The following is a 21,385-nucleotide window of genomic DNA, read 5'->3' as shown; positions in this document are numbered from 1 at the left end:
AAATGAGTTGACGCATTAAGCGGTTCGCACTTCGGGTTTCGCTTATGTCGCCTGTTGGCCCGAATGCGAAGTCCGCGCGGGATCGGAAATCGTCTGCTTATCGGGGTAGATCGGAAGTGACTGGTCGACCTTCCAATCGGCGCTTTTGACCCGAAGCCGACATTCCGCAACGCAAGGAATCCTCGCCGCGAACTTCCGTCCCCACTGCGTAACGAACTTCAAACCCAAGTTTAAAGCCTTTGCCCGTCTCTGGGGTTAGCGCACCTCGCCGATGCCGCTTGTGAAAGATAGGGCTCTCCCACAATTACCGATTGTTCACTACACTTCCGCCGAAAATGCGCTCAGCATAGTTCGAAGCAAAACGATGGTGGATGCGTAACAGATCGAGTCATCGCCATGCGCCACGCCCTACTCTTGCACGCTCTTGCCACAGCCGGCCTGTTCACCGGTCTGGGATCCAGCAGCTTCATCTCAGATGCATCCGCCGAGACCGCCGGCCACGCCTTGGCTGTCTCCGTCGACGATTTCTATTATAGAGACACGTCGAACGAGCCCACCGATCAGACGGCCGTGCATGAAAAGCGATTGCGGGCTTTCATGACCGCGCTGCGGGACGATGTCACTGCAGACGGCCGTTTTGAGCTTGTGCCGTCCTTTTGCGCTTCGAATTGTCCGACCGATGGACCGACGTTGCGCGATCGGCTGCGCGCGGCGTCACAGGCCGGCGCGCAGGTCCTGATCATCGGCGGCTTTCATAAGATGAGCACACTGGTGCAGTTTGCGCAGACTGTTGCTATCGATACAACATCCCAGCGCATCGTGTTTAGGAAATACTTCCAATTCCGCGGCGACAACGACGAGGCATGGCAGCGGGCGGAGCGCTTTGTATCGGAGGAGGTCCGCAACCGGCTGCTTGAAAGCAGGTCGCAGCAATGAAGGCGCGGACCACCACCGAAGCGTATTCTGCGCAACTGCGGGCACGAGCTTCGTGTGCGGCCCGATGATCTCGGTCGGCTTGGCGATTACGCCCGGGGAGGGCATCTGACCCACGAGATTTTGCGAGAGAGCTTCTTCTGATCGGGAGGATGAGACGATGTGCAACCTGATAGGACATGCCCTCCAGCAAGCGCTCACGCGCCGTGGCTTCATCGCGGGAAGCGCCGTTGGAGCGAGCCTTATCGCTCCCATGATGTGCTCCGCAGTCGCAGGCGACGACGAACTGGACACACGAATTGAGATCGCACAATCGTCCGGAGACACCGCGAGTTCGAGGACCAGACTTCTTTTGCTGGGCACGGCAGGCGGTCCCACATGGTGGCCCAATTCGGACCAGTGCGGCATCTCATCGGCCGTGGCGGTTGGAGACGCCTATTATCTCGTGGACTGCGGCGAGGGGGTCGGCAAACGCCTTCAGCAGGCGTTATTGCCGGCTAATAGCCGCGTTATGAGCGCCAATTTGAGAGCGCTCTTTCTGACCCATCTCCATTCCGATCATACAGTCGATTATCCGAATTTGTTGCTGTTCGGATTGTTCACTGGGCTGGACCGTCCCGCCTCGCCCCTCAAGGTCTTCGGTCCGGGCCGGCGAGGCCAAGTGGCGCCTGTCTTTTCGCTCCCCGGCTCTTCGAGCCCGACTGCGCCAATTATCAGCCCCGATAATCCGACGCCTGGCACCAAAGATATGACCGGCTACATCTATCAGGCCTTCGCGACGGATTTGAACGATCGAATGCGCGACAATGGTAAACGGAGCCTCGAGGCGCTGGTCGAGGTGCACGACATCGATATCCCGCAAATTGCCGGGTTCAAATCGCCCAATGAAACCCCTGCTCCCCCGATGGAGCCGTTCAGGGTGTTCGAGGACGATCGCGTTCGTGTTTCGGCAATCCTCGTGGCGCACGCTCCAGTCTGGCCTGCATTCGCTTATCGCTTCGACAGTGAGGACGGGTCGATCGTGTTCTCCGGCGATACGGCGCGCAGCGAGAACCTGATCAAGCTTGCAAAAGGCGCAGACATTCTCGTTCACGAAGTCATCGTGACGAGATGGATCCATGGTCTATTTCCCGCGCCGCGTTCAGTCGCCGAAGAAGGCTTGATGCAACATCTGCTTGGCGCACATACGCCGGTTGAAGAGGTTGGCGGAATAGCCGAAGCAGCGGGTGTGAAGAAGCTTGTCCTCAGCCACATTGTGCCCGGCAACGCAACGCGTGAACAGCTATCGCCTGCAGGCAAGGGCTTTTCGGGCGAACTCGTGATCGGCCGAGACTTGATGCAGATTGGTACCGGCCAAGCAGCGGCGCCCGCTCGAAAGGGGTAACAGGGCTTCATTCCCCTTCGTACTGTTGCATCAAGTCGCAGAACGAGCACCAAATAGGATGTCCCCTGTTGGCCCTTCAGCGACATGCCGACGGACTCTGACCATGTCCGCTCATTGGGCTAGACCGGAAGCGACCGACCGATAGCCGAAACGACGCTGATGACCCGTCTGAGACCTTCCGGCCGACTCCAAATATTCCCGCTCGCTGGGCCTGACCGGAAATCATCGTAGCGAGAGCAAAAGGGCGCCCGTTGACCCAAGCGGACACTAGCTTTACTGACGAAGTCCAACCGGGGTGGATGTTCAACCGCCCGCCCACACTGGAAATCATGGCGCTCTTGCTCGCCGTCAACCCACGCCCTATGTCCGCTAGTGCACTACCAACACCGGCACGCTTCCGTCGGCTAGGACCTCCGATGTTTGACTCCCCAAAAATAGCTTCGTGAGGCCGCGACGCCCATGAGAGCCCATGACGATTAGGTCGCAGCCTCTGGACTTTGCTGTTTCGATAATCGCAGTGGCTGGGTGCGCATTCGGAACATGCAAGAGTTCTGCAGGTATCCCGATCTGCTCCGCCATAGCTCGAGCTTCATCGAGCACTCTGCGTGCACGTTCCTTGCCGGCTGCGTCAAAGTGATCAAACTCTTCCCGCGAGGGAGTCCATCCCGAGGCGTATCCGTTCCCATAGTAGACCGGCATCGGTTCCGTTATGGTGATAACTGTCACTTTAGCGTTCAGGGCCTTTGCTAAACCAATCCCATGCTTAACGCCATTTCTCGCGACATCCGATCCATCCGTGCTCAAGAGAATATTGCCGTACATTTGGGGCTCCCTTGCTCGTCGAACATTTTCCCTAAAAGGGATCCTTATTTATATGGTCCGATCGTCGCCGTCCGTCTACGGGCCAATCCGAAGCTCTTTCGTGGACCAACAAGCGTCCGGTGATGGCCCTTGACTGCCATCGCGACCGCCGAAGGGTCGGTCAGCTACGGGGGGAAAGCGGCCCACGATGCGCTGGCCCGCCAATTCCGAATCTGACCCGTTGCAGACGCAGCGAACTTGCCGCCGCCTGCCATGCGGTACCCAGAGTCCGGAAACCGTACCAGCCGCCCCCGCGGAGCCGCGACCACGTCTTCACCACCCGCAAGCCGGTCAATTTTCAGGAGGCATTCGCCGCGAGCCTGAGTGCGGCAATCGCCGCGCTGAACAAGCGATCAGCGCCGCGACCGCCGCGCCGCAGTCCCGAGAGCCTACGCCGGAGATGCGAGGGGTTTTCCCTTCTCCAAAACATACGTGATCAGAATGATGCTCTTGGCGTCGGCAGGCTTACCACCTGCATGGGGCGTCTCGGGTGGTATTTGGAAGGCGTCGCCTGTCTTCATCGTTCGGGTCGGTTGACCTTGTATGGGAAGTTCGAAGCCGCCTTCGACGACGTAAGCGGATTCGATTCCCGGATGCATGTGTCGAGCGACAGTGGCTCCCTGTTCTATTGTCGCCGCGACAAGTAGCGTCACATACCCCGGCACCGGGCCATCCATTTGCGACAAGATCTTTCGCGTGACCCCTGGCGTCGCCGGCGGCGTGCCTTGGGCCGACACTTCTGTCGCAGCAAATTCCGTAATTCCGCAGATAGCGCACGACGCAACGGCCGCGAATCCTCGTCGAGTCAGCATGGCAACCTCCCTGCGTGTGTCTGGATTAACTGCGCCGGCATTATTTCTCGGGCCAAGAGACAAGGCGTATTGTCATTGGCTTGGCGACGGAGCTCCCGACCGTCTTCGCGATCTTTGAGCGTCGCCTCGGTGATCACGGTACGAATCGCGTCCGCCTTCCACGCCGCACCCATGTCCGCCTCCGTGAAGTTCGAGCGAAACTGACTTGGCGTGTGAAATCGAGCATACGCTTCATTGCAATTAGACGCACCTGGAATCGCGGTCGTCGAGATCGGCCGTAACATGATGGAGGTCCCGGTGGGAGCATCTCGGCTCCTACGGCTCCCATGCGGTCCTTGCCCCAGCACTCGCTAAACTGAAGCAACGCGACGATAGATCATTGGTGCTGACCTTCCTTGATTGGGCACTTTGATTCCCTCGTCGGGACTGTATGTCCGGTGTTGGCCCTTCGCGACGAAATCAGCCTGTCGCCTGCATGTCGGCTCTGAGGGGTAGACTGGACCTAAAAGAGATCGTGCAAAACCGTCGCGATTGACCACTGCAGACATTAGCGCTGCGCTGCCATGGGCGGCCGCGTAGCGTTACCAAGGATTAATTTCTTCGACAGGAGGCGGAAAGAATCGATCTTCTAAAATGGCCTCAGTAGGGGGAGATCGAGTCATCGCCATGCGCCACGCCTCCCTGTTGCACGCTGTTACCACAGCCGGTCTGTTCCTGGGATCCAGCCTCATCTCAGATGCATCCGCCGCGACCGCCGACCACGCTTTGGCTGTCTCCGTCGACGATTTCAAATATAGAGACACGTCGAACGAGCCCACCGATCAGACGGCCGTGCATGAAAAGCGATTGCGGGCTTTCATGACCGCGCTGCGGGACGATGTCACGGCAGACCGCCGTTTTGAGCTTGTGCCGTCCTCCTGCGCACCAAATTGTCCGACCGACGGACCGGCGTTGCGCGATCGGCTGCGCGCGGCGTCACAGGCCGGCGCGCAGATCCTGATCATCGGCGGCTTTCATAAGATGAGCACGCTGGTGCAGCTGGCGCAGACTGTTGCCATCGACACGACATCCCAGCGTGTCGTGTTACGGAAGTACTTCCAGTTCCGCGGCGACAATGACGAGGCATGGCAGCGCGCGGAGCGCTTTGTATCGGAGGAGGCCCGCGACCAGCTGCTTGAAAGCAGATCACAGCAATAGGCGACGCGCGGCGCACGTGCATGGCGCCGTGAGTCCGGTTTTGGCCCATCAGCGAAGTGGTGGCACCTGTAGTTGAGGTCCGCTTAGCAGGGCATTAGCGGACTAGATTTTCTCGCGCTGAGTTTTTCGCATTTTGACCCGGAAGGGACATCGGATGCTAGCAACCGAGACTCTCTGGCATGGTTTGGTCATTTCGGAGTACAACTTGTCCGATTTTCGGGTTCACGCGAGGCCGAATCGATGAGTGAAACCCTTCAAGTGACGGGTAAGAATGGGCTGGGGGATTTACAGATTCTGAGCCGGGAAACGCCACGCCCGTTTCGGGATATGGTACTCGTGCGCACCACCGCCGCCGCGCTCAACTATCGTGACCTCGCGCTCATCGTCGGCATCTCAACGGCAGGGCCGTCGATTCCGTATACGCCGCTATCTGACGCGTGCGGAATTGTCGAAGAAGTGGGCGAGGATGTTAAGGGACTCAGGCCCGGTGACCGGGTTTGCTCTACCTTCTTTCCGACTTGGCAATCCGGCCGGCGCGCACCTGAAAAGCTCAGCATGCTTGGTGCTTCGGAACTCGGTGTTGGACAGCAACATTTCCTTTTGCCGCAATCTGCGCTTGCTCGACCGCCGGATTTTCTGACGGATATTCAGGCTGCTACGTTGCCCTGCGCAGCTTTGACAGCTTGGCGGGCTGTTCTGGACGGCACGGGCCTACTTCCCGGCGAGACCATATTGCTGCAAGGGACTGGAGGAGTATCGATTTTCGCGCTTCAGTTCGCCGTTGCTGCGGGCCTACGTGCTATCGTAACCTCGTCATCAGATGAAAAACTGGAGCGTGCAAAGGCGTTGGGCGCTACCGATGGAATCAATTATCGCTCCAAACCGGATTGGGCGGCAGAGGCACTGCAACTGACCAGCGGAAAAGGTGTTGATCTCGTCGTCGAAGTCGGCGGTGCCGGAACACTCGCACAAAGCATCCGAGCCGTTCGTCTGGAAGGCACAATTTCTCTTGTCGGGATGCTGGCAGGAGGGACTCAGCCGCTCGATGTTCGAACGATTTACATGAAAAATGTGATTGTACGGGGCATTACCGTCGGCTCCCTTGAGATGTTTCAGCGCATGTGCAAAGCGATCTCCGCGCACAATATAGAACCCGTTGTCTGCAAGGTATTTCCGTGGCGTGAAGCTCGCTCAGCGTTTGAAGCGCTGAAGCAAGGCGGGCATATCGGAAAAATCGTACTTGATTTTACCACGTAGTGGCGGAGCGTTCCGGATCTCGTTATGTCTGCTGTTGGGCCCCAAGCAGCGGTTGCAGTATGTCCGCTATTCCGCCGCTGTTACGGGATAAGCAGACATTCGGCGAATAAGCCAAGAATGACGCGATTGCCCTAAGCGGACACTTTCGCACGAGGACCCTGGTCGTACGTGGAACTCGTAGCGAGTGATACGACCGTTCGCCACCCCGACGGATCCGATCGCAGCGGCATGACCGATCCACGTTGTGGGTAACGAGCAGGAAGCTCGTCCCCGAATCGCGGTTGACCTTGGCAATCAATTGGAAAACGTCGTCGGCTGCTATATGGTCATCGGCCGCAAGTAGGAGACGTTCTGCGTGCTGCTGGAGCAGACGCCTTCGGAACGCCGGCGCGTCCAGCGAACCCTTAAGCTGCTCGTCTATGAAGCGATGGCAAACCGGAAACACCGCACTGCGCTGCCTTGCCGCGGCAGCGTTCGCGATTTCCCTGGTCGTCGGCTGGGCGTTTGAGCTGCGCGCCGAATCCGAAACGCCGGCTGTAGGAACTCTTTCACCCGCGGCCCTGAAGCAGCTTGACGACACCATTCGCAATGAGATCACGACCGGCAAGATTCCTGGCGGCATCCTGCTGATCCAACAACACGGCAAGCCAGTCCATTTCGAATGCTTCGGCGTGCGGGACCCCGACACGGGGCTGCCGATGACGCCGGATACGATTTTCCAGATCTATTCGATGTCGAAGGCCGTTACGTCGGTTGCGGCGATGATGCTGGTCGACGAAGGCAAGCTGGCTCTCGACGATTCCGTGTCGAAATACATTCATTCCTTTGCGGAAGCCAAGGTCGGTGTCGATATGTCCGACGAAGCAGGAAAGTATCCGCTCAAGCTCGAGCCGTTGAAGCGCCCGATCACGATCAGGGATCTATTGCGGCACACCTCGGGTATCACCTACGGCTTCTACGGCGAGACCCAGGTGCAGAAACTCTATGCGAATCCTCTGTTGTATGCGGGGGATTTCAACAACGCCGACTTCGCCGACCGGATCGCAGTGCTGCCGCTTGCCGATCAGCCCGCAACGCGCTGGAATTACAGCCATTCAACCGACGTGCTGGGCCGTGTCGTCGAGGTGGTCTCGGGGCAGACGCTGTACCAATTCGAAAAGCAGAGATTGTTCGATCCGCTCGGAATGTCCGACACTGTGTATTATGTCGCGGATAAAGCGAAGTGGCCGCTGATCGCCAGGGGATTTCCTGTCGATCGCTCTCGAGTCGCTGGAATCACCGATCCTACATTGCCGCGGCGCTGGGAGTCCGGTGGAGCGGGCTTGGCCTCGACCACAGGGGACTACGCCCGCTTCCTGCAAATGCTGCTGAATGGAGGTGAACTCGACGGCAAGCGGTACCTCAAGCGTGAGACAGTCGCACTGATGACGTCGGATCAGATTGGGCCGGAGACCGGTATCATTCATGATCCCTTCTATTTTCCGGGCCCCACCAGTGGCTTCGGTCTTGGCTTCGCCGTGCGCACCTCGCCACCTCCGAATACGGACTGGCCACTCGGTGAATACCGTTGGGACGGCGCCGGCGGCAGTTTCTATTTCGTCGATCCCGTGGACGACATGTTGGGAGTCTTCATGGTGATGTCGCCCACACAGGGGGGACGGATCCAACTGAACTTGAAGACGATGATCTACGAGGCGATGGGGAGGGGCCTGCGCAAGTAACCAACCGCAAACGCACCTTATTTCGCATTTCTCGGATCTTTCGCACCTACGCCAGGCCAGTGCCTGCAAGATCGATTGTTGTTGGCCCTCCTCGGACCTATGGAGATGTCCGAGTTGAGTCCGCGAGGTGGGCCAAAGCGGAGATTGACCAAGATCGCTGTCACGCGAGTTTATGAGTACACGGCCTGATGCAAGAACGCGCCCGGCAGAACCGGGCGCGTTTTGTTTGCGCAGGCGAGAACCTTACTCAGTCGAGTACTTGAACTCCGGCATCGCCTTCAGCTCTTCCTTGGTCGCGTTGTAGACGGCGTGATCAGGGTACCAGGGGTTCGGCTTGGCGCTCGAGGTCGAGCTTGTGGCAGCGCCCGTGGTCGTCGAAGAGCCAGCGCCGCTCGCCGGCTTTGCGCCGGTATTCGCCGCGCCGGTATAGGCAACCGGCTCGTTGACGAACTTGACCTTCTCGAAGGGGACGGCGACCAGATGCTCGCCGACGCCGAGGAAGCCGCCGACGCCGATCACGACCGCTTTGATGTTGCCGCTCTTGTCCATCAACATGTCGTTGATCGAGCCGATGCTCTCGTTGCTGTCGTTATAGACGTTCAGGCCGGCCATTTTCGACCCGCGCCAGTTGCCGTGGAACGACGACGGAGCGGTGGTTGACGTGGTCGCCGCAGTGCTCGGACGATCTCCAGTCGCCGTGTTCGGCGTTTGCGCGAACGCGACGCTTGCAAGCAGGGCCGAAGCCGCGAGACCAGTGATGGTATACTTCGCTAACATGATCGGATCCTCCAGTTCGAAATCGATGCTGAGAAAACCCGTCACGTCAGCAAGCGTTCCGTATCAAGTAGCACGGAACTTGCGACGCCGAACAAAGTGGAGCGCCAAGTCGAAAAGTTCAGAGTGAAGCGATGAACATGCGCTTCAGAAACCGCCCCAATAAGGCGGTATGCCGTAGTAGCGATGCAGCTCGGCCTCCTGCGACCGATCGCCCCAATCGAAATCCTTGTCGGCGCGGAACGACGGCGCGCGTTTCAACTCTTCATCTGATATGTCGAGCTCATAGGCTTCGAAGCGCGTGTTGTAGCGCAACCGCACCCAAGGCAAGGGGATCAGATTGGTTCCGAGGCCCAAGAATCCGCCGAAGCTGAGCACGGCGTAAGACACTTGTCCGGTGACCTTGTCGATCATCAGCCGTTCGATATGGCCGATCATCTCGCCGTTCGGCCGCCGCACCGCAGTGCCTTCGACGCGATCGCTGGCGATGAGCCGATGCGGATTGGTGCTGGCGTCGGCTGCCATCTGGCCCTCCCCACAAATGATCGAGAGGTTCAACGCCACATTCGACGACTGGTTCCTACGCCACAAATGGAACAGCCACCCTTCCCTTTTCGCAGAAGCACGCAGCCCGGGTGGAGCGAAGCGCAACCCGGGACACCTGCGTCAACGTTGAGAAGCGGCCCCGGGTTACGCTGGCGCTCCACCCGGGCTACGCGCTCTTCGCGGGGAAGGAGCTTGGCTTAACTCTGGTAGTCGATCAGCAGCGCGGAGAACGAACTGCCATTGGCCGATGCGCTCGCGCTGCCGGCCGAATTGTAGGAACTCGACGACGACGACGCCAGCGAATCCTGCAGCGACTGCAGGAACTGCTGCAGGATGTCGCTGACGGAATTGGTGGAGGTGCTGGCGTCATCGGTCGAGGTTGAAGCATCCGACGGTGGTGGCCCGCCGGCGCCGCCGTGAGGGCCGTGGCTACCGCCGGGACCCTGCGCGAAGGCGGCCTTGAACACGCCCTGCAATTCGGTCGCCTGGTCGCTGGTCAGCTTGCCGCTGGATACCTCCTGGTTGATGAGATCATCCAGTTTGGACTTCATCTCGTCCGGCGACGGCCGCGTGCCGCCGGCCTGATCGCTGGCGCGGCTCGCCTGCATCGAGGCGTCGATATCCGTCAGCGCTGACGACAGCGCGTCCTGATCGGACGAGCTGATGGTGCCGGAATTGATTTCGGACTGCAGTTCGTCCTGCAGCCGCTGCAAAGGCGACTGATAGGTGCTGCCGGAGGCAGCCGAGATCGCGGTCATGGAATGCTCCAAATGATTCTGATAGGTACGCCTGAAACTCGCCGCGACGGTAGGGTTAACGGTCTTAACAGTGCCTTTTGCCCTGTTGCCCCCTGTTACCGCGCAGCCGTCAGAAACATTTGGAAACAAGAATCTTCGCCGCTTACCCCGAATCAACGACAAAAAGGTCAGCATGGCCCAACCGCAGCCGAACATCCTTGTCGTCGAGGACGACCGCGAGACGCGCAGCCTGATCGCGAAATATCTGCGCAACAACGCCTGCAACGTCACCACCGCCGGCGACGGCCGCGAGATGGTCCGCGCGATGACCGACCACCGGATCGATCTTCTTATCCTCGACGTCATGCTGCCCGGCGAGGATGGCCTCAGCCTGTGCCGCAAGGTGCGCGCGACCTCGCAGACGCCGATCATCATGCTGACCGCGCGCGGCGAGGACGTCGACCGCATCCTCGGCCTCGAGATGGGCGCCGATGACTATCTGCCGAAGCCGTTCAATCCGCGCGAGCTGTTGGCACGGATCAATGCGGTGCTGCGGCGGCAGGCGGCGGCGCGCAACGCCAGCGCCATCGAAGGCGCAACCGTGCTGACATTCCAGGGCTGGCGCATCGATTTCCGCCTGCGCGAATTGCGCAACCCCGAAGGCGCCAAGGTCGCCATGACCAGCGCCGAGTTCGACCTGCTCCGGACCTTCTGCGAGCGGCCCGGCCGCGTGCTGTCGCGCGACAGCCTGCTCGACCTCACGGGCGCGCGCAACGCCGGCTCGTTCGAGCGTTCCATCGACGTCCTGGTCAGCCGCATCCGCCGCAAGATCGAGCCCGATCCGCAGGAAGCCACCATGATCAAGACGGTGCGCGCCGGCGGCTACATGTTCACGCCAAGAGTGGAAGCAGCAACAGTCGAAGCGGTGACCGCGGCGGGCAATTGACGATGAAGCTCTCCAGCTTCCTCAATCTCAGGGGCATCAGCGGGCAGATCGCGGCGCTGGTGGTCGCCTCGATCGTCGCCATCCACATCATCATCGCCACGATCTTCCTCATCTCACGGCCGGACCAGTCGGAGCCGCTTGGCGACCGCGGACATGCCCAGCTCGCCAGCGCAATCCAATTACTCGGCGCCGCCGCGCCGTCGGAACGACCGCGGCTGTCTGCTGACATCAACAACGCCTTTCCGCAACTCGGCGTCGAAAGCCTGCCGCCCGGCACCGCGCCGGCGGCCGGCGAACTGAATGAGCGCGAATTGCACGGCCTCTACCGCCGGCTCGGCGGCGCCTATCGGCTGTTTCCGCTGGCGGGCGACGGCGCAAAGATCGAGCCAAGGATCGGCATCACCCTGCCCGACGGCGCGATGATCTCGGCAAGGCTGCTCGCGGATCGGCACCGGCCGCCGTTCCTCGGCGGTCCCTGGATGATGACGCTGTTGTTCATGGTCATCAGCGTCACGCTGCTCGGGCTGTGGGCGGCACGCGCGCTGACCGCGCCGCTATCATCATTTGCGCGCGCCGCCGAAAGTTTCAGCCTCGACGGCGCGGCCGCGCCCCTGCCAGAACGCGGACCCGAAGAGATCCGTTCGGTCGCGAAAGCATTGAACCGCATGCGCGAGCGCATCACCGGCCTGATCGAGGACCGCACCAAGATGCTGGCCGCGATCAGCCACGACCTGCGCACGCCGATCACGCGGATGCGGCTGCGCTCCGAATTCATCGAGGACGAGACCCATCGCAGCCGCATGCTTCACGATCTCGACCAGATGCGCGCGATGCTGGAATCTGTGCTGTCGTTCCTGCGCAACGACCGCAAACTGGAATCGATGACGCTGACCGATATCGCCAGCACCCTGCAGCTCGTCACCGACCAGTTTTCCGACATGGGCCACAAGGTCAATTACGACGGCCCGGCCCACGCGATGGCCACTGTGCGGCCGGACGACCTGCTCCGCAGCGTCACCAATCTGGTCGAGAACGCCGTCCGCTTCGGCGCAGAGGCGACGATCCGGCTCCGCATCGCGCCGGATCGCATCACCATCGAAGTCGAGGACGACGGCCCCGGCATTTCGGATGCGCGCAAGCACGATGTGCTGGAGCCGTTCGTCCGCGGCGACGAGGCGCGCAACATGGACGAGTCCGAAGGCTTCGGCCTCGGGCTATCCATCACCAACGCGATTGTGCTCGCGCATGGCGGGACGTTGTCGCTGCACGACAAACAGCCGCACGGGCTCGTTGCGCGGATCGAGTTGCCGGTACGCGGAAAAGAGGAGCGCTCGGCGGCCTGACTTCAGGCGGCCAGCGGCGCCTGCTCGCTGCCGTGCTCCGGATAGATCGCAATGGCCTCGAAGCGGTAATCGCAGGCGCGGCAATGCCAGAGATAGAATATCCGGCCACCATCCTGCTCGACCCAATCCGGCTTCGCGATCGGCTTGCCGCATTGTGCGCAAGGATTTCCACGCGGCAGATCAGCGGAATCAAAATGGGCCATGACGCGTCTCCCTTTGTCGACTTTTCTTGGTCGGTTTTTGATTGTCGTTTCTTGAATTATCGTTGCCGGCAGATAGGCGCTGAACCCTGCGCCTGCCATGCAAAATCCTACGGTGGCTTTGAGTCATTTGCGCGACAAGACGCTTGCCGCCGTGCAGCAAATCGTCGTCTAAGACTTTACTAAAGCCCGCCCTATAACGCCTCGTTTTCGCCACATACTTGCCCGGCCGCCGCAACAATCGGGTTGCGTAAGTGGAACAGACTATTCCGTCGCCGAGATCGCGTCCGATGAAATTCCCTTTCGCTCTCACCTTGCTCGTGGCTATTGCCGCGGTGCTTCTCGGCTCCCCCGCACAGGCGCAGCAGCGTTCGCAATATGAGGCGCTGGTCGCCAGCCATGCCCAGGCCAATCTGGTGCCTGATACGCTGGTGCACCGGGTGATCGTGCGCGAGAGCAAGTATCAGCCGAACCTGATCGGACGCGGCGGGGCGATCGGGCTGATGCAGATCAAGCTCGCGACCGCACGCGGCCTTGGCTACAAGGGCGATGCGGCGGGCCTGCGCGACCCCGAAACCAACCTCACCTATGGCATCAAATATCTCGCCGGCGCCTATCGTGCCGCCGGCGGCAACCACGACCGCGCCGTGCATTACTACGCCAGCGGGTACTATTACGCCGCCAAGCAGCAGCGGCTGCAGCACCTGAGGGAATCCAAGAGGGAATCCCGCCCGACGCTCGCCGCCGCATCGCAAAAAGAGCAGGCACAGGCCGAGACGCCGGAAAGCGCGGTCGACGCCGACGCACAGCAGATCCCCGGCAACTGAGGGGCACGGCCGCAAGGCGGCGTTGACAGCTCAGCACATCTGCTTACATTAGACGCGTTCCGAGGGGTGCTCCGAGGAGGAGCTGAGATACCGCACGCTTGGGGTTGGCCATTCCGGCCGATATCCGGGACCGCGGTGACCCTTTGAACCTGATCCGGGTCATACCGGCGAAGGGACAGGGATGTACCAGAATAAGAGTCCGCGGGGGGATTCCCCCGTATCTATCATCGGCGCAGGCATTGCAGGCGCTTGGCAGGCGTTATTGTTCGCGCAGGCCGGTCACGCGGTGACTTTGCACGAGCGCAGTGACGCCGCGATGACAGAATCCACAAGCCATTGGGCCGGCGGCATGCTGGCGCCCTATTGCGAGGCCGAGGTCGCCGAGCCCATCATCAGCCGGCTCGGCCAGCGCTCGCTCGATATCTGGCGGCGCGAATTGCCGGATACGCCGTTCAACGGCTCGCTGGTGGTGGCGCATGCGCGCGAGCGCAACGATTTCGAGCGCTTTGCCCGGATGACGGAAGGTCATGAGCGGCTCGATGCGTCAGGCGTTGCGCAGCTCGAGCCCTCGCTCGACGGCCGTTTCCGCGACGCGCTGTTCTTCCCGGGCGAGGGCCATGTCGAGCCGCGCCGCGTGCTGCCCAGGCTGCATGAGCGCATCCTCGCCGCCGGCGGCACCATCAAGTTCAACAGCGACATCAGCGCGGAGGATCTGGAAGGCATCGTGATCGATTGCCGCGGCCTGTCGGCGCGCGACGGAGAGCCGGAGCTGCGCGGCGTCAAGGGCGAGATGATCCTGATCGAGACCGCGGAGGTGGAGCTGTCGCGTCCGGTGCGGCTGATCCATCCGCGCTGGCCGCTTTACGTGATCCCGCGCGAGGATCATCTGTTCATGCTGGGCGCGACCTCGATCGAGGCCGAGGACACCGGCGTCAGCGTCCGCTCGGCGCTGGAGCTTCTGGGCGCGGCCTATGCGGTGCACCCGGCCTTTGCCGAAGCGCGCATCCTCGAATTCGGCTCCGGCCTGCGCCCGGCCTTTCCCGACAATCTGCCGCGGATCACGATCGACAGGAAGAAGATCTCGGTGAACGGCCTTTACCGCCACGGCTTCCTGCTTGCGCCGGCGCTGGCGGAGCTGACGCTCGCTTACGTCGCGCGCGGCCAGATCGACAATGAGGTGATGCGATGCGTGTGATCGTCAACGGCGAACCGCGGGAGATAACCGCTGTAAGCGTCGACGCGCTGCTCGCCGAGCTCGACTACGAAGGCACCCATTTCGCGATCGCGCTGAATTACGACGTGCTGCCGAAGAGCCGCTGGGCCGAGACCGCACTGAAAGCCGGCGACGAGATCGAGATCATCACACCGCGGCAGGGAGGGTGATCGATTGTTAGGAGCGCGTCCGCGTGCCGCACTTCACCTCGCCCCGCTTGCGGGGAGAGGTCGGATCGCATCGCAAGATGCGATCCGGGTGAGGGGGACTCTCCGCGAGTCTCACTCCCACCGTTTTTGCGGAAACAGCCCCTCACCCCAACCCTCTCCCCGTGAAGAACGGGGAGAGGGAGCTAACCGAGACCGCGGAGACGCATGGTGCTGAACTTCTACGGCAAGACCTTCTCCTCCCGCCTGCTGATCGGCACGGCGCTCTATCCCTCGCCTGCGATCATGCAGGCAGCGATCCGCGCCTCCGGCGCCAACATCGTCACCGTGTCGCTGCGGCGCGAGGCCGCCGGCGGCAGGACCGGGGATGCGTTCTGGTCGCTGATCCGCGAACTTAATGTGACGGTCCTGCCGAACACCGCCGGCTGCCGCACCGTGCGTGAGGCGGTGACCACGGCGAAGCTCGCGCGCGAATTGTTCGGAACGAGCTGGATCAAGCTCGAGGTCATCGCCGACAACGACACGCTGCAGCCCGATGTCGTCGGCCTAGTCGAAGCCGCCTCGATCCTAATCAAGGACGGCTTTGAGGTGTTCCCCTATTGCACCGAAGATCTTTCGGTCGCGATGCGGCTGGTGGATGCCGGCTGCAAGGTGGTGATGCCCTGGGCCGCGCCGATCGGCAGCGCGAAGGGGATCACCAACCGCGATGCCTTGAGGCTGCTGCGCGACCGCCTGCCCGACATCACGCTGGTGGTCGACGCCGGCATCGGCGCGCCCTCGCATGCGGCCCACGCCCTCGAGCTTGGCTACGACGCGGTGCTGCTCAACACGGCAGTTGCGAAAGCCGCCGACCCCGTCGCGATGGCGAATGCATTCCGCCTCGGCATCGAGGCCGGCCGCACCGCCTATGAGGCCGGGCTGATGGACGCGCGCGACTTCGCCTCCCCCTCCACCCCTGTCATCGGGACTCCGTTCTGGCATGCCGTATCCTGATCCATTCTATCCCGTCGTCGACAGCGTCGCCTGGGTCGAGCGGCTGACCAAGCTCGGCGTCGGCACGATCCAATTGCGCGCCAAGGATCTGAACGACTCTGAAGCGCTGCAGATCGTCACCGATGCGCTCGCGGTGACCAGGGGCACACCGACAAAACTCGTCGTCAACGACTATTGGCGCGCGGCGATCGTCGCCGGCGCCGAGCATCTGCATCTCGGCCAGGAAGATCTCGCCGATGCCGACCTCGCCGAGATCCGTAAAGCGCGGCTGACGCTCGGCATCTCCACCCATGACGACGAGGAGCTGGCGACCGCGATGAAGGCCGAGCCGGATTACATCGCACTCGGCCCGATCTTCCCGACCACGCTGAAGTCGATGCGCTTCGCGCCGCAGGGGATTCCGAAGATCACCGAATGGAAGGAGCGCATCGGCGACATCCCGCTGGTTGCGATCGGCGGCATCAAGTTCGAGCAGGCCGCGGAGATCTTCGCCGCCGGCGCCGACTCGATTGCCGTCGTCTCTGACATCACCCAGAACGCCGACCCCGATGCGCGGGTCAGACAATGGCTTGGCAAAAGCGCGGAGGCCGCGTGATGCAAAACCTCACCCACCGTCATTACGAGCCACCGGGTCGGCGCGAAGCGCCGCCCGATGACAGGCTCCGCAAAGCAATCCATTGCCACCGCGATTTGCGGCGCCAATGGATTGCTTCGTCGCTATCGCTCCTCGCAATGACGGAATAACAACGCTCTCGAAGGAGGAACTCCATGAACATTCGTTCCAACCCTGACACCACCATTCCCGCCGTCACCACGGGGCCGCTGCCCTCCTCGCGCAAGATTTTCTCCACCCCCGACGCAGCGCCTGACGTGCGCGTGCCGCTGCGCGAGATCATCCTGAGCGAAGGCGCCGGCGAGCCCAATCTTCCCGTCTATGACACCTCGGGCCCCTATACCGATCCGTCCATCGTGATCGACGTCAATGCCGGCCTGCCGCGCAATCGTCTCGCCTGGGTCAAGGAACGCGGCGGCGTCGAGCAATATGAGGGGCGCACCATCAAGCCGGAGGACAACGGCAACCTCTCCGCCGACAAGGCGGCCCGTGCCTTCACCGCGCATCACCAGCCGCTGCGCGGCCTCGACGGCCACAAGATCACCCAGCTCGAATTCGCCCGCGCCGGCATCATCACCAAGGAGATGATCTACGTGGCCGAGCGCGAGAATCTCGGCCGCAAACAGCAGCTCGAGCGCGCGGAAGCGGCGCTCGCCGACGGCGAAAGCTTCGGCGCCTCGGTGCCGGCCTTCATCACGCCGGAATTCGTGCGGAGCGAGATCGCGCGCGGCCGCGCCATCATCCCCTCCAACATCAACCACGCCGAGCTCGAGCCGATGATCATCGGCCGCAACTTCCTGACCAAGATCAATGCCAATATCGGCAACTCCGCCGTGACGTCGTCGGTCGAGGAGGAAGTCGAGAAGATGGTGTGGGCGATCCGCTGGGGCGCCGACACCGTGATGGACCTCTCGACGGGGCGCAACATCCACACCACCCGCGAATGGATTTTGCGCAACTCGCCGGTGCCGATCGGCACCGTGCCGATCTACCAGGCGCTGGAGAAGTGCAACGGCGATCCGGTCCAGCTGACCTGGGAATTGTACAAGGACACGCTGATCGAGCAGTGCGAACAGGGCGTCGACTATTTCACGATCCACGCCGGCGTGCGCCTGCCCTACATCCATCTCACCGCCAACCGCGTCACCGGCATCGTCAGCAGAGGCGGCTCGATCATGGCGAAGTGGTGCCTCGCGCATCACAAGGAGAGCTTCCTCTATACGCATTTCGACGAGATCTGCGACCTCATGCGCAAGTATGACGTCTCGTTCTCGCTCGGCGACGGCCTGCGTCCCGGCTCGATCGCCGACGCCAACGACCGCGCGCAGTTCGCCGAGCTCGAGACGCTGGGCGAGCTCACCAAGATCGCGTGGGACAAGGGGTGCCAGGTCATGATCGAGGGCCCCGGCCACGTGCCGATGCACAAGATCAAGATCAACATGGACAAGCAGCTCAAGGAGTGCGGCGAGGCGCCGTTCTATACGCTTGGGCCGCTGACCACGGACATCGCGCCGGGCTACGACCACATCACCTCAGGCATCGGCGCCGCAATGATCGGCTGGTTCGGCTGCGCCATGCTCTGCTACGTCACGCCGAAGGAGCATCTCGGCCTCCCTGATCGTAACGACGTCAAGACCGGCGTCATCACCTACAAGATCGCCGCCCACGCCGCCGATCTGGCGAAAGGCCACCCGGCCGCCCAGCTCCGCGACGACGCGCTGTCTCGCGCCCGCTTCGACTTCCGCTGGACCGACCAGTTCAACCTCGGCCTCGATCCCGAGACCGCGAAGAACTTCCACGACGAGACCCTGCCGAAGGAAGCCCACAAGGTCGCCCATTTCTGCTCGATGTGCGGCCCGAAATTCTGCTCGATGAAGATTACGCAGGATGTGCGGGACTATGCCGCTACGCTGAACGATCCCGCGAGCATCGGGATGTCGATGCAGGGCACCATCGAGGACGGCATGGCGGCGATGAGCCAGAAGTTCAGGGAGATGGGCAGCGACGTGTATCTGGATGCGGAGAAGGTGAAGGAGAGTAACAGGGTGTTGTAAGGACTACGCAGTCACCGGATCACAATGACCGATAGTCTGACCGGCGAGGCCGGGACTTGGTCTGAACATCCATAGCGGAGAGAACGGCCCGGCACTTGCCCGGCCGTTCTGCTGCAACTGTGGCGCGCCTATAGCGTGATGCGATTTGGTTGAATCGGCGGTGAGTTCACTTCACCTCTCCCGCTTGCGGGAGAGGTCGGCGCACCCGGATCGGCGCTTCGCGCCGTCCGAGTACAGGCTCCGCGCCGGGTGAGGGCTCTCTCCCACGGATAGCCCCATCGCGGAGACACCCTCACCCCGGCCCTCTCCCGCAAGCGGGAGAGGGAGCGCAGCGTTCATCGCGGATACAATTCGACCTGATCTCATCATGCTCTAAGAAGTGATCGAACCTGAAGAGCCCCTCTAACGACAAACTTTCGGATGCCGTTGCCAGCCATTTTGGTAGCTAGTCAAGTTCTCCAGCCATCCTAAAAACATGCGCAAGTCTCAATTGGCAGACGTGGGGATAACGATATGAGATCGAATAGTGCCTTCCGCGCCAAAGCAAGAGCTGCATTTCTCTATCGGATTGCGAATCGAGCCGAGAGCGACGGCTTGCACCGCAAGAACAGAGTAACCGGAACGCAACCTCGCCTCGCGTGCGATGAGTCCAGGAAGTCATCTGCCGTTGATGATCTGCCGGAGCACATCCGCAGGTTCTGCCAGCGATTTTTCTCCGACAACAGAAGCCTCCTCTAGAGCGTTTTCGAGCGAAGTGGACACCGGTTCGCGTGAAGAAAACGCGTCAAAACAAGAATCTAGAGCGTCGGCTCTGATTTCATCAGAACCGACGCTCTAGTTATTTCCCACCATCGCAGAGCGGCAACGCTACTTGATCTGTGGTTGCGTCGCCGGTCGAGACAACTTTGCAGGTCTGCCCTGAGGAGCTGGCTGCCTGGATCGGGCGGCCGCTCGTCCCGCATATTGAGAGGCCGATCCTCGGATGTGCATTCGCGCGATCCGTTGGCTCATACCGGCCATTGATCTATCCTGCATCCCATCTGTCCAACGACCACGCGAGGATGCCCCATGTCCATAAAACACTTCCCTCCCCCGCCCGGCGTCAAGGCGCCGCCGCTCTCGTTCGGCGCCCGCGTCGGCGATCTCCTCTTCATCTCCGGCATTCCCGGCTTCGACGCCAATGGCGGGCTGCCTGATACGTTCGAGGCACAGTTCGCCAACGTCGTCACCAACTTCAAGCGCGTGCTGGACGAGGCGGGCGCGACGGTGCGCGATCTCGCCAAGGTCAACGTGCTGCTGACGCGCGCCTCCGACGTCGCCACGATGAACAAGCTCTATGCCGAGGCGTTCGGGCCGGCGCCCTATCCGGCGCGCACCACCTGCGTGGTGGTGGCGCTGCCCGATCCGAAGATGCTGATCGAGATCGAGGGTGTGGCGAGCCTTCGCGCTGCATGAGCGGTGCGCCCGCTCCGCGCGAACGGCTGCCCGACCAGCTTGCCGCCGATCTGCGCCTGGTCTTCGTCGGCACCGCCGCGAGCCAGCGGTCGGCGGACCTCGGCCATTACTACGCGCATCCCGGCAATCGCTTCTGGCGCACGCTGCATCAGGTCGGCATCACGCCGCGCCGCTTCGAGCCGCATGAATTTCCGGCGCTCCTCGAACTCGGCATCGGCTTCACCGACATGTGCAAGACGGGCGCGGGGATGGACCACCGGGCGCTCGCCTTCCCTGTCGATGTGCCGGCGTTCTGCGAGAAGATGCTGATCTATCAGCCCAAGGCCATCGCGTTCACCAGCAAGAAGGCGGCATCCCTGTTCTACGAACGACCAACGACTGCGATCGCGCTAGGCCGGCAAGCTGCGCTGCCGGAATTCCCCGTCATCTTCGTGCTGGCGTCGCCATCGGGCGCAGCTTCGGGAAGCTGGTCGTTGCGGCCGTGGCAGGAGCTGGCGGATTGGCTGCTGTCTGACGAGCGAGTGGAGGATCGACATACCGCCGCGCGAAGCGGCCGGTGAAACTGCAGTTGATAAAGTCATCGCAGCCTCCCGATTTGGAGGGGGCAGGCTCTTGCCGTACCAATAACGCCATAAACGATCGCGAAAGATCGGCGGCGCCTCGGCCGATCGCGGAGGCAGCCAAATAACAAATTCGACAGGAGATACGTCATGCGTCGCGCTACCGCCCTCTGCCTCGCCACCTGCTTCGCTGTTGCGGCCTTCGCCGCCAAGCCCGCAGAGGCCGGCTATTACGTGGTCCGCTGGGAGAACACCGGCATCTGCCAGATCTGGAATGAGGACCTGCAGCGGAAGCCGATGCAATGGCCCTCAACCTACCAGGTCGTCAGCAAGCCGGTCCCGACCTTCACCGCCGCGATGGCCGAGCAGCAGCAGATGCGCACGCAGCGCCGCTGCACATTGTGAGTTGCAGGGTCGCAATACTTGTAGGGTGGGCAAAGCGCAGCGTGCCCACCCTTGCGAGCGGGGTGCTCAATGGTGGGCACGGCGCGATAGACGCGCCTTTGCCCACCCTACAAGACTTTCTTCCCGCGGCTCTCGGTGGGTTACGCTTCGCTAACCCACCCTACGCAGCCGTCATTGCGAGCGAAGCGAAGCAATCCACGTCTCCGCTTGCGGCGCTATGGATTGCTGCGCTCTGCTCGCAATGACAATGTGGTTACTTCAGGCGCGACATAACAACCCGACGGGCAAATCAGCAAAAGTCTGTCTACCCCTCGCACAAAAAACATTCCGCTTTCGCCGTCGGGCAAATCAGTGATTTAACTCCGCGCGTCTCACCCAAGATGAGGG

Annotated in this window: 22 protein-coding genes, 1 pseudogene and 1 riboswitch; of the genes and pseudogenes, 16 read left to right on the top strand and 7 right to left on the bottom strand. The window is 61.6% G+C overall.

The genetic code is table 11. The features are described from left to right. Positions 1-396 precede the first annotated feature (396 nt). Both OZ411_RS22155 and OZ411_RS22150 read left to right on the top strand, forming a co-directional pair. Positions 397-936 carry a DUF2380 domain-containing protein gene (locus OZ411_RS22155; RefSeq protein WP_130584150.1) on the top strand — a complete coding sequence of 180 codons (540 nt, stop codon included), beginning with the start codon at positions 397-399 and terminating at the stop codon, positions 934-936. A 157-nt stretch (positions 937-1,093) separates the two neighbouring features. Beyond that, positions 1,094-2,317 carry an MBL fold metallo-hydrolase gene (locus OZ411_RS22150; protein ID WP_130584151.1) on the top strand — a complete coding sequence of 408 codons (1,224 nt, stop codon included), beginning with the start codon at positions 1,094-1,096 and terminating at the stop codon, positions 2,315-2,317. 369 nt (positions 2,318-2,686) lie between these two features. Here OZ411_RS22150 and OZ411_RS22145 read toward each other — a convergent pair whose 3' ends face one another. Continuing rightward, positions 2,687-3,139 (bottom strand): universal stress protein, encoded by a 453-nt coding sequence (locus OZ411_RS22145; RefSeq protein WP_130584428.1) that lies wholly within the window; start codon positions 3,137-3,139, stop codon positions 2,687-2,689. 428 nt (positions 3,140-3,567) lie between these two features. Further along, complete coding sequence (locus tag OZ411_RS22140; RefSeq protein WP_130584445.1) at positions 3,568-3,990, bottom strand: cupin domain-containing protein; 423 nt, start codon at positions 3,988-3,990, stop codon at positions 3,568-3,570. A gap of 666 nt (positions 3,991-4,656) precedes the next feature. Between OZ411_RS22140 and OZ411_RS22135 the strand changes: the two genes are divergently transcribed. Then, the gene (locus tag OZ411_RS22135) at positions 4,657-5,187 is read left to right on the top strand and encodes a DUF2380 domain-containing protein (protein WP_282529647.1); all 531 of its coding nucleotides are present in this window, start codon (positions 4,657-4,659) and stop codon (positions 5,185-5,187) included. Positions 5,188-5,427: 240 nt separating this feature from the next. After that, positions 5,428-6,444 (top strand): NAD(P)-dependent alcohol dehydrogenase, encoded by a 1,017-nt coding sequence (locus OZ411_RS22130; protein ID WP_282529646.1) that lies wholly within the window; start codon positions 5,428-5,430, stop codon positions 6,442-6,444. Between the two features lie 205 nt (positions 6,445-6,649). Here OZ411_RS22130 and OZ411_RS22125 read toward each other — a convergent pair. Continuing rightward, positions 6,650-6,763 (bottom strand): annotated as a pseudogene (locus tag OZ411_RS22125) (ABC transporter ATP-binding protein); the annotation flags it as partial. Between OZ411_RS22125 and OZ411_RS22120 the strand changes: the two are divergent. Further along, complete coding sequence (locus tag OZ411_RS22120) at positions 6,726-8,165, top strand: serine hydrolase domain-containing protein (protein WP_245476620.1); 1,440 nt, start codon at positions 6,726-6,728, stop codon at positions 8,163-8,165. The pseudogene OZ411_RS22125 and the gene OZ411_RS22120 overlap by 38 nt on opposite strands. A gap of 243 nt (positions 8,166-8,408) precedes the next feature. Here the strand turns inward: OZ411_RS22120 and OZ411_RS22115 are convergent, their stop codons facing one another. The 3 genes from OZ411_RS22115 to OZ411_RS22105 all read right to left on the bottom strand — a co-directional run bounded on the left by OZ411_RS22115 (position 8,409) and on the right by OZ411_RS22105 (position 10,243). Beyond that, positions 8,409-8,942, bottom strand: a complete 534-nt coding sequence (locus OZ411_RS22115; RefSeq protein WP_130581814.1) for a PRC-barrel domain-containing protein — start codon at positions 8,940-8,942, stop codon at positions 8,409-8,411. Positions 8,943-9,086: 144 nt separating this feature from the next. Then, the gene (locus tag OZ411_RS22110; RefSeq protein ID WP_130581815.1) at positions 9,087-9,464 is read right to left on the bottom strand and encodes a PRC-barrel domain-containing protein; all 378 of its coding nucleotides are present in this window, start codon (positions 9,462-9,464) and stop codon (positions 9,087-9,089) included. Between the two features lie 218 nt (positions 9,465-9,682). After that, the gene (locus tag OZ411_RS22105; protein ID WP_282529645.1) at positions 9,683-10,243 is read right to left on the bottom strand and encodes a hypothetical protein; all 561 of its coding nucleotides are present in this window, start codon (positions 10,241-10,243) and stop codon (positions 9,683-9,685) included. A 172-nt stretch (positions 10,244-10,415) separates the two neighbouring features. Between OZ411_RS22105 and OZ411_RS22100 the strand changes: the two genes are divergently transcribed. Both OZ411_RS22100 and OZ411_RS22095 read left to right on the top strand, forming a co-directional pair. Next, on the top strand, positions 10,416-11,168 hold the full coding sequence (locus OZ411_RS22100) for a response regulator (protein ID WP_282529644.1): 753 nt from the start codon (positions 10,416-10,418) through the stop codon (positions 11,166-11,168). Between the two features lie 2 nt (positions 11,169-11,170). Continuing rightward, positions 11,171-12,511, top strand: coding sequence for an ATP-binding protein (locus OZ411_RS22095; protein WP_282529643.1), 1,341 nt, complete (start codon positions 11,171-11,173; stop codon positions 12,509-12,511). A gap of 2 nt (positions 12,512-12,513) precedes the next feature. On the opposite strand, the gene OZ411_RS22090 is transcribed toward OZ411_RS22095, so the two are convergent. Further along, positions 12,514-12,714, bottom strand: coding sequence for a hypothetical protein (locus tag OZ411_RS22090; RefSeq protein WP_130581819.1), 201 nt, complete (start codon positions 12,712-12,714; stop codon positions 12,514-12,516). A gap of 287 nt (positions 12,715-13,001) precedes the next feature. Between OZ411_RS22090 and OZ411_RS22085 the strand changes: the two genes are divergently transcribed. The 9 genes from OZ411_RS22085 (at position 13,002) to OZ411_RS22045 (ending at position 20,998) form a co-directional block, all read left to right on the top strand. Further along, a complete protein-coding gene (locus OZ411_RS22085; RefSeq protein WP_282529642.1) occupies positions 13,002-13,538 on the top strand; it encodes a lytic transglycosylase domain-containing protein in 537 nt (178 codons plus the stop codon). Positions 13,539-13,590: 52 nt separating this feature from the next. Beyond that, positions 13,591-13,732, top strand: a riboswitch (TPP riboswitch). After that, positions 13,720-14,733 (top strand): FAD-dependent oxidoreductase, encoded by a 1,014-nt coding sequence (locus OZ411_RS22080; RefSeq protein ID WP_130581820.1) that lies wholly within the window; start codon positions 13,720-13,722, stop codon positions 14,731-14,733. (Overlaps the previous riboswitch by 13 nt.) Beyond that, positions 14,724-14,921, top strand: a complete 198-nt coding sequence (thiS, locus tag OZ411_RS22075; protein WP_130581821.1) for a sulfur carrier protein ThiS — start codon at positions 14,724-14,726, stop codon at positions 14,919-14,921. Before OZ411_RS22080 ends, thiS begins: the two co-directional genes overlap by 10 nt. Before the next feature lie 207 nt (positions 14,922-15,128). Continuing rightward, entirely contained in the window at positions 15,129-15,911 is a 783-nt protein-coding gene (locus OZ411_RS22070; protein WP_282529683.1) for a thiazole synthase, read from the top strand. Continuing rightward, positions 15,898-16,506, top strand: coding sequence for a thiamine phosphate synthase (locus tag OZ411_RS22065; protein ID WP_282529641.1), 609 nt, complete (start codon positions 15,898-15,900; stop codon positions 16,504-16,506). The genes OZ411_RS22070 and OZ411_RS22065 overlap by 14 nt, the downstream gene beginning before the upstream one ends. 173 nt (positions 16,507-16,679) lie before the next feature. Further along, positions 16,680-18,578, top strand: coding sequence for a phosphomethylpyrimidine synthase ThiC (gene thiC, locus OZ411_RS22060; RefSeq protein ID WP_282529640.1), 1,899 nt, complete (start codon positions 16,680-16,682; stop codon positions 18,576-18,578). A 1,068-nt stretch (positions 18,579-19,646) separates the two neighbouring features. Further along, positions 19,647-20,033 (top strand): RidA family protein, encoded by a 387-nt coding sequence (locus tag OZ411_RS22055; RefSeq protein WP_282529639.1) that lies wholly within the window; start codon positions 19,647-19,649, stop codon positions 20,031-20,033. Further along, on the top strand, positions 20,030-20,593 hold the full coding sequence (locus tag OZ411_RS22050) for a mismatch-specific DNA-glycosylase (RefSeq protein WP_130581826.1): 564 nt from the start codon (positions 20,030-20,032) through the stop codon (positions 20,591-20,593). Before OZ411_RS22055 ends, OZ411_RS22050 begins: the two co-directional genes overlap by 4 nt. Before the next feature lie 150 nt (positions 20,594-20,743). Next, entirely contained in the window at positions 20,744-20,998 is a 255-nt protein-coding gene (locus OZ411_RS22045; protein ID WP_282529638.1) for a hypothetical protein, read from the top strand. Positions 20,999-21,385: the final 387 nt, after the last annotated feature.

This window comes from Bradyrhizobium sp. Arg237L, assembly GCF_029990105.1.
Taxonomy (GTDB): Bacteria; Pseudomonadota; Alphaproteobacteria; order Rhizobiales; family Xanthobacteraceae; genus Bradyrhizobium.
The sequence above is the reverse complement of the archived record's forward strand: the minus strand, read 5'-3'. Positions and strand labels throughout refer to the sequence as shown.